Raw genomic sequence first — 10,008 nt, forward strand, 5'->3', positions numbered from 1 at the left:
ACGCTTGCCAGGGCATCTTACAATACTAGGCCCGCGCCTTTTAAGCCTTCCGATACGGCGCATACAGACGTAATGCCGCCTTCCGGATATTCCACCTGAATGGAAGCCCTTCCATTTGCCAGCTGGACGAATCGGCTGCCGCGGGCCGTTCCGAGATTATCGATCAGCCTGCCTTCACCGGCCAGCGAGAACCGGATAAAGTTAGCAGCGTCGGGACAAAACCGACCTTCACTGTCGATTGCTTCGACCTCTAGGAGTACTGTTCCTTGCGGCAGCTTCTTTGCTGTCAACCGCAAGCAAGATGGCTCCGACCAAGACTCCGTCACGTAATCGAATTGCAATTGATCCGAGACCGTAACGCCGTCCTTTTCGGCTATGACATGCAGTGTATTGATGCCTTTTTGGAACGCAATGTCCCAGCTTAAACCCGCGCAAGGAAAGCTTTGAGAATGTCGATTTTTCCTGCCGCAGCTCTCGCCATTTACAAAAAGCTCTGCTGCTTGGCAATTAGAGTAGATACGAACCTTCTTATTCTCACCCACTCCTCCCCATCTGGTTGACCACGAATGACCGTAAATACGTACCATCGGCTTTTCGCTCCAGTAGGATTGGAACACATAGTACGCCTCTTTCTTCGTCAAATCACGCTCGACGACGCCTTTTTGGTTGACATATGGTACAGGATTATCCGGCCTGAGCGGCGTTGAAAAATCTTTGAATACCCATTGCGCCGTGCCTGTCAGCCATTCCATCTTCTCCTGCGTTTTCAAATGCCAATCGATCAAGTCGCAAAAGTAAGTCTCAGACCAGTCACCGTCTGCCGACACGCGCGGATCTCCTCCGGACATCAGGAAGTCGCCATCGCGCTCCTCTGCGGTCGCCTCCGCCGTAATATTTTGGAATCCGGTATAGGGGTGCTCAGTATGCCTGCCCGCCATTGCGTCAGCTCCCCATTCCATGTGGATGAACCTGCTTGTATGCTCGAAGCCGTGACGGCTGTAATCCTCGTACTTGGGATAAATGCCCCTATACCAGCCAGCCCAAATCGACGGCGAATAAACATCAATGATATCCTTGCAAAACTCGCAGCGCCTAATGCCCGTTACCCGGTAAGGGTCTTGCTCGTGGGCAAGGTCATGCAGCTCCTTCATGAATGCTCGGATTTGCTCCTGATCGAAATAGACGAAGTCGCCTTCCCAATCGTTCTCGTTGCCGAGTCCCCAAATGATAACCGACGGATGATTGTAATGCTGCTCGATCATCGCCCCCAGCATATCGCGGCACTGACGCTTGTAGCCGTCATTTCCTAATCCGCCTCTGCACCAAGGAATTTCTTCCCACACGAGAATGCCTAACTCGTCACACAAATCCAGCACCAGCTTCGACTGCTGATAGTGGCCGAGCCGGAGGAAGTTGACGCCCATATCCTTGATCAGCGCAAGCTCGGATCGGATCATCTCATCTGTCATAGCAGCGGCAACGCCGGCATGATCGTCATGTCGATGCGTTCCTCGAATGAGCAGCCTCGTTCCATTCAGCAGGAAAGGTCCTTTCTCTACAAATTCGTAGAACCGGACGCCAAACCTTTCAACAGCTTCATCAATACCATGAACACTCTCAAGCCTAACCTCGCAAGTATAGAGGGATGGATGCTCGGGACTCCATAAGGAAGGGAAGCGAAGCTCAAACGAGGCCATTTCCTGCATGCCCTCCCATGGTGAAACTTCAATCGCGAACCGTCCCGCCTCTTTTCCCGAAGGATCGCGAACCACTCCTGTCAGATTAACCGGCGACTGCTTTCGCAGCGGGTTGTAGAGCCTTGTCTTTATCCGCACCGAGGCCCTATCGCCGGAATCCGTCACTACCGATACATGAACGCGGTCCAGCGATAAGGACGGCACATATTCGAGATGCACATGGCGGTACAAGCCCCCGTACAGATTGAAATCGCTAATGTCTGACGGGATCGTCTGAAGATCCCGACTGTTGTCGGTCATCACCGCGATCGGCACTCGCCCGTTGTAATAAGGTTTGCTGTTTGCCCGTTCTGCTGCCTCAGTAATATCTATCCTAAATTCATCATATCCGCCGGTATGCTTGCCGACTTCCTCCGTGCCGACATAGACGGCCGAGTTTTGTCCAGCGCCTTCGAACCGCAGCAGCGTCCTCCCTTCCGGGTAAGGGTTGCTCACATCAAGTCTTGTACGGTACCAGCCCTGCCCCTGATAATATTTAACATCGGGATCTACTGCGTCAGCTTCGTTAAAGCAATGCGGAAGACTAACGGTTTCCCAAGGAAGATGATACAGCGTCTGCTTCAGCTTATCTTCCCTCCAAGCCTCCCAGACACCGCCCAGGCATCCGCGATAATGCTCCCAGCCTTTAGAAAGTTTCAATGTTTTCATGATTCACCTCTATGTTTATCTTGATTGCTTAACTCAACACTTTGCGATCCAGATGTTAAAAAATACGGCGCTTCCAGCCCATCAGCTTGGCAACAGCCTCAATATAGTAATAGTCTCCGTAGATAAGAGAGACGTTGATGTTGGAATTTGCTGGTTTGTTCCCCGTTCCGCACAGCAGAATGGCCTCATGTTCAGGACGATCCCAAGTGCCATAGCTCTGAGTTAGCGAATGCAAAATACGCTCAGCCGCTTCGCGATATGGACGGCCTTGAATTTCGGGGAGCGACTCCGCCAGCTCGATTAACCCCGAGGCTGCACATGCAGCAGCAGAAGTATCGCGCGGTTCCTCGTCCAGCGAATTTGCTGCGCGGAAGTCCCAATGCGGGATGCTGTCGGCTGGAAGCATCGCCATAAAATAATGCGCGACCCGCTGCGACGCATATAGATAAGTTTTATCGCCCGTATAGCGATATACATTCGCCAAGCCGTGCAGCGCCCAAGCGGCTCCCCGGCTCCAAGCAGAGTTTGGCCCCGCGCCTTGTCCGCCTAGCGATTCTATGACTTCGCCTGAGGTTGGATCAAAGCTCACGATATGATTAACGGACCCGTCCTCGCGGATAAAATGCTTTATAATCGTATCGGCATGAGCTTTGCCAATATGGGAAAAACGCGGATCACCAAGCTCCTCGGCCGCCCAGAATAAGATAGTCAGGTTCATTGCCGAATCGATGATCGACCAGCCCGTCTTGTCTTGGTTCCATGCGCGCAAGAAGCCCCCTGCCATATTAAAGCGGCCAGCCAGGAAATTAGCTGCAGCCAAACCGCGGCGTCTGCCGTCCTGATCACCAGTAACCTTGTATTTCATGATCGCCGAAGGAAGAAACTGAAATCCGACGTCGTGGTGGAAGTTGTTGTCCTCTATCATTTTACGTTCAAATCTGCTATCCCACTCCCAAGCCGCTTCCTTGTAATGCTCCTTTCCGGTCATGTCATGCATGATCCAAAGCATGCCCGGCCAAAATCCTGCCGTCCACCAATCGAGTCGCATATCGTCATAGATGCCGGTCTCGTGAGGCGCAACATGCGGCGACTTGTCCCCAAGCTGCCCGATCATCCGATCAACCTTTTGCTGCAGCAATTCCCAAAGCGATTGAAGCTCCTCCTGCTGTATACGGCCGTTCTGCGCTAACATATTTACCATTCCTTCATCTCCTCGCTATATTTTACGATCATTTTTTTCCCATCATTTCAGTGCACCCATTACTCCGGCGATATGGGGATCACCATGTTCCATGTATGGCTGGCGTTTTGAAAACCGCCTGGTCCGTCTGCTGTAGCTGCAAACAGATGCGTTGGCTTGCCCTCCTGAAAGAGCAAGAAGGGTCTCTCCAAATTGCCCATTACGATGCGGGAGCCGTCATCGAAGTCTACCGTCCGCGAGTAGGCTTTGGGCGCGCTGCCGAGATCCCAATGAAGGCCATCGCTTGAAAAGGCATGGATTCCCGCATGACGCTCGCCGCATACATGCCCATCCATATCCTTGGCAATGAGCTCGTATCCTGCCTCCGTTTTCCAGATGAAGGGGTCCTCCAAATGAAACTGTGAAGGCGGAAATACCGGGTCCTCGCTCAGTATGCGGAACGGGGCCTCGTAGTGATCAGCCCATGCCGCTCCGATCGTCATCATGCCATGGACGTTGCCATTGTACCGCCTTGCTTTATAGATCAACAGAACGGAGCCGTCCTCATGAATACAGGGCGCTGGATTGGATGTCAGGAAGCTGTCGAACTTCCCGGGCCTAGTATCCAGAATCGGTTCATCCCTGCGAACCCATGGACCGAAGATGCTCTTGGAGACCGCAATCCCTACTCGTTTACCTGCCCGTGAGGCGATTATTAGTGGATCGTTAAGACCAAGCGGCTGCCCTGGCTCAGCATCAGGGAGAGGGTTGGTAGACCCCGTATAGAACAAAATATAAGTGTCGCCATGTTTGACAATATGCGGATTATGCGTCATTCGACCGTCCCAATACTCGGCCCCTCTGGCCGGCAGTACGATCTCCTGAAATTCATAAGGTCCCTCAGGTTGATCCGCAACAGCTCTTACAACCTCGGATGCGACCAGCCATCCCGGATGCATTGGAAGCGTTTTCGGCCAGCGGGATGCAAACATATGGAATCGGCCGTCCTCGCCTTTAGTGACCGTACCGCACCATACCCAATAGCCTTCCATGCGGAAACCCCCATTTTTCGGAGCAGGCATTAATCTCTCGAAAATACCTTTTGTCATTGCCGCAGCCTCCCTTCTATTCGTTTTCCGTAGTTTTCCGGAGTTTTCTCTCGCCAAAGCTCAATTGCTTTCTTCCATAGTAGCAAAAAATGATCAACCCTAGTTTTGCGCTCTTATGATAAAATGTTGCTATATTACGATTTAATACGGGAGCGTTTGAGATGAGAATTTTAAATTATATGAATTTGTACAGCCACCCTGTCCAGCTCTCTTTTCTCAAGGATCGAACCGATGAATTCGTTGAAGTCTACCATGCCCATCAAGGGATGGAGCTGTTATATGTACATGAGGGGAACAGCCAAGTTATCGTCAATCAGCAGATCGTCAAGCTGGCACCAGGCTGCCTCTTCTTCTTCCGTCCCTTCCAGCTGCATCGCATACAATTGAAGCTCGGGCCGGGATCCCGCTATATCCGATCGTTATTCGTCTTCGAGCCGTCCAAGCTTGACGAGTATCTTACTCCTTTCGCTTCACTGCGCTCGTTTTTCCACCGGCTATGGAAGGAGCCTCTGGAGCAAGCGCAAGTATTTGAAGGCTTGCCGCAAGAAGCTTTCCTTAGCATGTTCGAGCGCTATCGCGACCGCATCGCGAATACGCAGCCGGAGCTTCAACTGGAGGAGGAAATGCTCTTTCTCATTTCTCTGCTGCATCAGCTAAAGCCATTCGAAGCCCCGCAGCAGCGCAAAGACCCGCTGCAGCTGCGGAGTTCCTCCATAGCTGAGCGGGTGATGAGCTGGGTTGAGCAGCATTATATGGATGAGTTTGATCTGAAACAGCTCGCCGATGACATCCATTTGACTCCCAATCATGTATCAGCAGCCTTCCGGCAAAAAGCGGGCACGAGCATTACCGAATATTTGACCGCCCGCCGCATCCGCCAAGCCTGCTGGCTGCTCAAGATGAGCGACCTATCCATTCAAGAAGTGGGACAAGCGATCGGACTGACGAACAGCTCCTACTTCTGCAATTTATTCAAAAAGCATGTTGGCTTAAGTCCGAATCGCTACAGGCATTCAGTAAATTGAAGATAGCTGTAAATCTTTAACAACACTATGTCCGGCGCATATAGGCGCGCACCGTAATAGGTGCAAAGACCGCCACAATGACAGCAGCTCCGATGAGCGAGATACCAAGATCCCAGCCTACGGTTCCTGTGTTGGCAAGTTCTCGGACGGCAGTGACGAGATGCGAGATCGGATTGACGTTCACGAACCATTGAAGCCAGTTCGGCATCGTATCAACCGGCACGAAGGCGTTGGACAGAAACGTAAGTGGAAACAGCACAAGCATCGATATACCCTGCACGCTTGAAGCCGTACGCGCAATCACGCCGAAAAAGCTTATAATGAAGTAATTGAGGTACCCGTTGATTAGTAAATTGAGGTCTAAAATATTTTCCTTGCATCTGTTCAGACTGAACACCAGGGGCTCGCCTCCAATAAAAAAGTCCACGAGCTTAATCGTGGACTTTCTTAGTTGGTGGAACCTTTTGGCTTTAATTAATGAATTTAAGAGTTTGCATCATGCGATAAACAATGGTGGCGGATTGCGCTCGATCTGCTGATTTCAAAGGGGCAAACGCATTGCCCTCAAGCCCGTTGACGATTTTCTCCTGAATCGCAATGGCTGTAGCATCCTTTGCCCAAGTGGCAATAGATGCGCGGTCCTTAAACGAATTCAACAGCTGATCTTTGTCACTTGCCGCCATGCTGTTCACATATCCTGCATGCTTCATAGCGTTGTACATCATAACAACCATTTCCTGCCGCGTGATCTGTTGATCCGGACGGAATGTATTATCCTTGTACCCGCTGACAAGCCCCGCTTTGACAGCTGTAGAGACAACGCCGGCATACCAGCTGCTCTTCGGCACATCTTTAAACGTTTGATTGCCCGCCGTTTCAGGCAGAGCACCCAAAGCACGAGAAATCATAGCCGTAAACTCTGCGCGAGTAACTTTTTGATTCGGACGGAATTTTCCATCTGGAAAACCGGAGATAAAGAACTTGGAAGCTAGCGTCTCCACTGGTTTCTGTGCATAAGTGTCGACCACATCGCTGAATGTTTTCACATTTTTCACAACGGAATAGAGCGAGTTTCCTTTACGAAGAATACTCGACAATACTTCACCATTCGAATTCGTTGTGAACAGCGTTGGCAGCGGATAGAATTGATTCGTCACAGGATCGAAATAAACACCCGAATAATGACTGAAGTCATCCCCTGACGCTTGAGGTATCGTCAATATATGCTCCGTATACGAGCTGAATTGGTTCAGCTCCACTTCCTTGCCTTCCGAATCCGCCACAATTATAAAATCAACTGGAGCAGCTAACGATTGTGCGCCCGATTTGGCAAAAATGTCATTGATGCCTTGCGTCGTTTTTTCATCTGGCGTAGAAATAATGATTTTAATCGTATAATCACTCTTCAAATTGAGTTCGGCAGCCTTTTCTGTCAATGTTTGAACTGGAAAAGATATTTGGCCAACCTGTGTATTGAATTGAATGGAAGCGTTGCTTGCCTTATCCTTCAATGATTGAAACATTCCTAGCGTCAAACTTACTTCCACTTGCTGCCCGTTACCGGCAACGTCCACTACGACTGTTTGCTTCTCAGCCGAAGACGCTGCTACGTCTTTGTTGATAAAATCGGACAGCTTCTTTTCGTCCACTTGCGCCTTAACAACCGTTTTACCATCTACAGTCACCTGCTCGATCTTGGTAACATCAGCAGGAGCATTGATTTGGTTTGGTGAAGACGTACCAGGTGTTGGCACGACTACAACAGGACCCGGAACTGGGCCAGGATTAGGACCAGGACCGCCGGGCGCCGTCGAAACGATTGTAACATCGAAATTCTGATTGGCAACGTTTGAACCGATACCTACAACTACATGGTGTTTACCGGCGGATGCATCGGACGAAATTTTGAATTTGACGGAGTAGGTACCATTCGTCACCTGTACCGTATCGATAAATTCAACTACGTTCTTCGTAACGTCAATTACTTTTACGACGACTTCAGGATAAAGAGCAGTACCGCTAATCGTGATTTCTTGACCCGGGTTAACTGAAGCAATGCTGCTAACCGTCACTTGGGCAGCAGCGGCTTGTACGGAGCTCACCACGGCAAAGTTGCCCATCAATATTGCGGCAATGATAATCAGGGCAAGCCATTTCTTATTCACTTTATTTCACTCCTATGTTATGCAGCCAAACTTGGTTATCCCAAAGCTTGGCTGCATCTCAAAATGATTGACTTTTACTTGCTTAAAACGATTTTGTCGGCCAGCGGTGTACCGACATTATCTGTGGCAGTGTTAATTTGATCCATAATCAGTACATTAACCGTATGCTTGTCGGTAAATTTGGTATTGAATTGTGCGGTCAAGGTTGAAGCTGATTTGCCATCATACTCTAACGCTATGATGCTTACAGGCGTACCATCATTCATAAGTTCGAAAATGACGTATTTGGTACCGGAATACGTTAGTCCTTCGGTTGGTGTTACAGTCACCTTGGCTTCAATACCATTTTTCGTATCCAGTCCAGTACCGGAAATAACGTACGGCTTGGCATTTTCTGCTGCAAATGCTGCAGTGACCTTGGTGCTTTCCTCAAAGCCGGCGCGGGTTACTGTAATTTTCACAGTTCCAGCCGCAGCGCCAAGCTGCGCTATCTGCAGGCTGGCCGATGTTGCGCCGCTTGCTACCGTATCCGTTTTGAGCAATTCACCCGTAGAACTGTAAACTTTCACGGTATCCCCAGCTTGGAGATTGCTCACAAGTATCGAATCTTGTCCCGTTACGTTGTTTGTGACCGTGATGTCCGAAAGGACTGGAGCCGACGTTAGAACGTTCTTCAGTACGATCAAATTAAATGTTCTCTGTTCCGTAGTACCGTTCTTCGTAATGGTAGCCGTTAAGGTAACGGAAGTGTCACCGACAGCATTAGCCGGACGATTCACGGTTCCGTTTGCTGTAATAACGACTGTGTTGCCAGACGACCAAGTGATCGTTGTACCATTCGTTCCCGTTAATGGGAGCGTCAGATTGTGCGTCACGGTAGTTGCCGTATCAACGCCTGAGTATACAATGCCAAGCGCCGCTTTATCAGCTGCTACGGATTCCGCATCGTTAAACAATGTTTCTTTAATAACCGTTACGTCAAATGTTTTCGTAACCTGTGCACCGTTCTTCGTAATTGTAGCTGTCAGCGTCACGATAGCATCGCTGGATGTCTTCGCCGGGCGTGTCACTTTTCCGTTCGTGGCCACGACGAGCAGGCTGTTAGACGACCATGTAATAATCGCTCCATTTGCTCCCGTTGTCGTCAATGTCAAGTCCTGCGTTACGCTGACGGCTTTATCGCTGCCGCCATAACCGATACCCAGTTCCGCTTTGTCAGCTGCTACGGATTCCGCGTCGTTGAACGACGTTAGCTTAAGCACATTAATATTGAATGTTTTCGTATCTTGCTGGCCGTTCTTCGTAATCGTAGCTGTCAGCGTCACGATGGCATCGCTGGATGTCTTCGCCGGACGTGTCACTTTTCCGTCCGTGCCAACGATAACCGTGTTGCTGGACGACCATGAGATAATCGCTCCATTTGCTCCCGTTGTCGGCAATGTCAAGTTCTGAGTAACGCTGACGGCTTTATCGCTGCCGCCATAACCGATACCGAGTTCTGCTTTGTCTGCCGCTACGGACTCCGCATTGGTAAACGCCGTATCTTTTATGACCGTCACGTCAAATGATTTCGTTTCCTGCACACCGTTCTTCGTAATCGTTGCAGTCAGTGTCACGATGGCATCGCTGGATGTCTTCGCCGGACGCGTCACTTTTCCGTTCGTGGTTACGACGAGCGGGCTGCTGGACGACCATGTAATAATCGCTCCATTTGCTCCCGATGTCGGCAATGTCAAGTCCTGCGTTACGCTGACGGCTTTATCGGTACCACCATAGATGATTCCGAGTGCCGCTTTGTCTGCCGCTACGGACTCCGCGTTGTTGAAAGCCGTATGCTTAAGCACATTTACATTGAATGTTTTTGTATCCTGCACGCCGTTCTTCGTGATCGTAGCTGTGAGCGTCACGATGGCATCGCTGGATGTCTTCGCCGGACGTTTCACAGTTCCGTTCGTTTCAACGACATCCGTATTGCTGGACGACCATGAAATATTCGCCCCATTCGCACCTGTCGTCGGCAATGTCAAGTTCTCCGTTACACTGACGGCTTTATCGACTCCGCCATATCCGATAGCCAGTGCCGCTTTGTCAGCCGCTACGGTTTCCACGTCGTTGAACGTCGTA

Annotated in this window: 6 protein-coding genes and 1 pseudogene; 1 reads left to right on the plus strand and 6 read right to left on the minus strand. The window is 50.2% G+C overall.

The genetic code is table 11. The features are described from left to right. Nucleotides 1-17 precede the first annotated feature (17 nt). From AC1TPC_RS14300 to AC1TPC_RS14310, 3 genes are all read right to left on the minus strand, one after another. Complete coding sequence (locus tag AC1TPC_RS14300; RefSeq protein WP_482067498.1) at nucleotides 18-2,405, minus strand: glycoside hydrolase family 2 TIM barrel-domain containing protein; 2,388 nt, start codon at nucleotides 2,403-2,405, stop codon at nucleotides 18-20. Nucleotides 2,406-2,460: 55 nt separating this feature from the next. Continuing rightward, nucleotides 2,461-3,597: a glycoside hydrolase family 88 protein gene (locus tag AC1TPC_RS14305; RefSeq protein ID WP_482067532.1), complete on the minus strand. Its 1,137-nt coding sequence runs from the start codon at nucleotides 3,595-3,597 to the stop codon at nucleotides 2,461-2,463. 68 nt (nucleotides 3,598-3,665) lie between these two features. Beyond that, nucleotides 3,666-4,694 (minus strand): glycoside hydrolase family protein, encoded by a 1,029-nt coding sequence (locus AC1TPC_RS14310; RefSeq protein ID WP_482067499.1) that lies wholly within the window; start codon nucleotides 4,692-4,694, stop codon nucleotides 3,666-3,668. A gap of 161 nt (nucleotides 4,695-4,855) precedes the next feature. Between AC1TPC_RS14310 and AC1TPC_RS14315 the strand changes: the two genes are divergently transcribed. After that, on the plus strand, nucleotides 4,856-5,719 hold the full coding sequence (locus tag AC1TPC_RS14315) for a helix-turn-helix domain-containing protein (RefSeq protein WP_482067500.1): 864 nt from the start codon (nucleotides 4,856-4,858) through the stop codon (nucleotides 5,717-5,719). Nucleotides 5,720-5,744: 25 nt separating this feature from the next. Here AC1TPC_RS14315 and AC1TPC_RS14320 read toward each other — a convergent pair. The 3 genes and pseudogenes from AC1TPC_RS14320 to AC1TPC_RS14330 form a co-directional block, all read right to left on the minus strand. Then, nucleotides 5,745-6,044, minus strand: a pseudogene (locus tag AC1TPC_RS14320) (ABC transporter permease); the annotation flags it as partial. Between the two features lie 145 nt (nucleotides 6,045-6,189). Continuing rightward, nucleotides 6,190-7,884, minus strand: coding sequence for an S-layer homology domain-containing protein (locus tag AC1TPC_RS14325; protein ID WP_482067501.1), 1,695 nt, complete (start codon nucleotides 7,882-7,884; stop codon nucleotides 6,190-6,192). Between the two features lie 74 nt (nucleotides 7,885-7,958). Next, nucleotides 7,959-10,008: immunoglobulin-like domain-containing protein (locus tag AC1TPC_RS14330; protein ID WP_482067502.1), on the minus strand; the 2,050-nt coding region annotated here is incomplete at its 5' end.

The sequence above is a fragment of the Paenibacillus sp. Y280 genome, assembly GCF_056786335.1.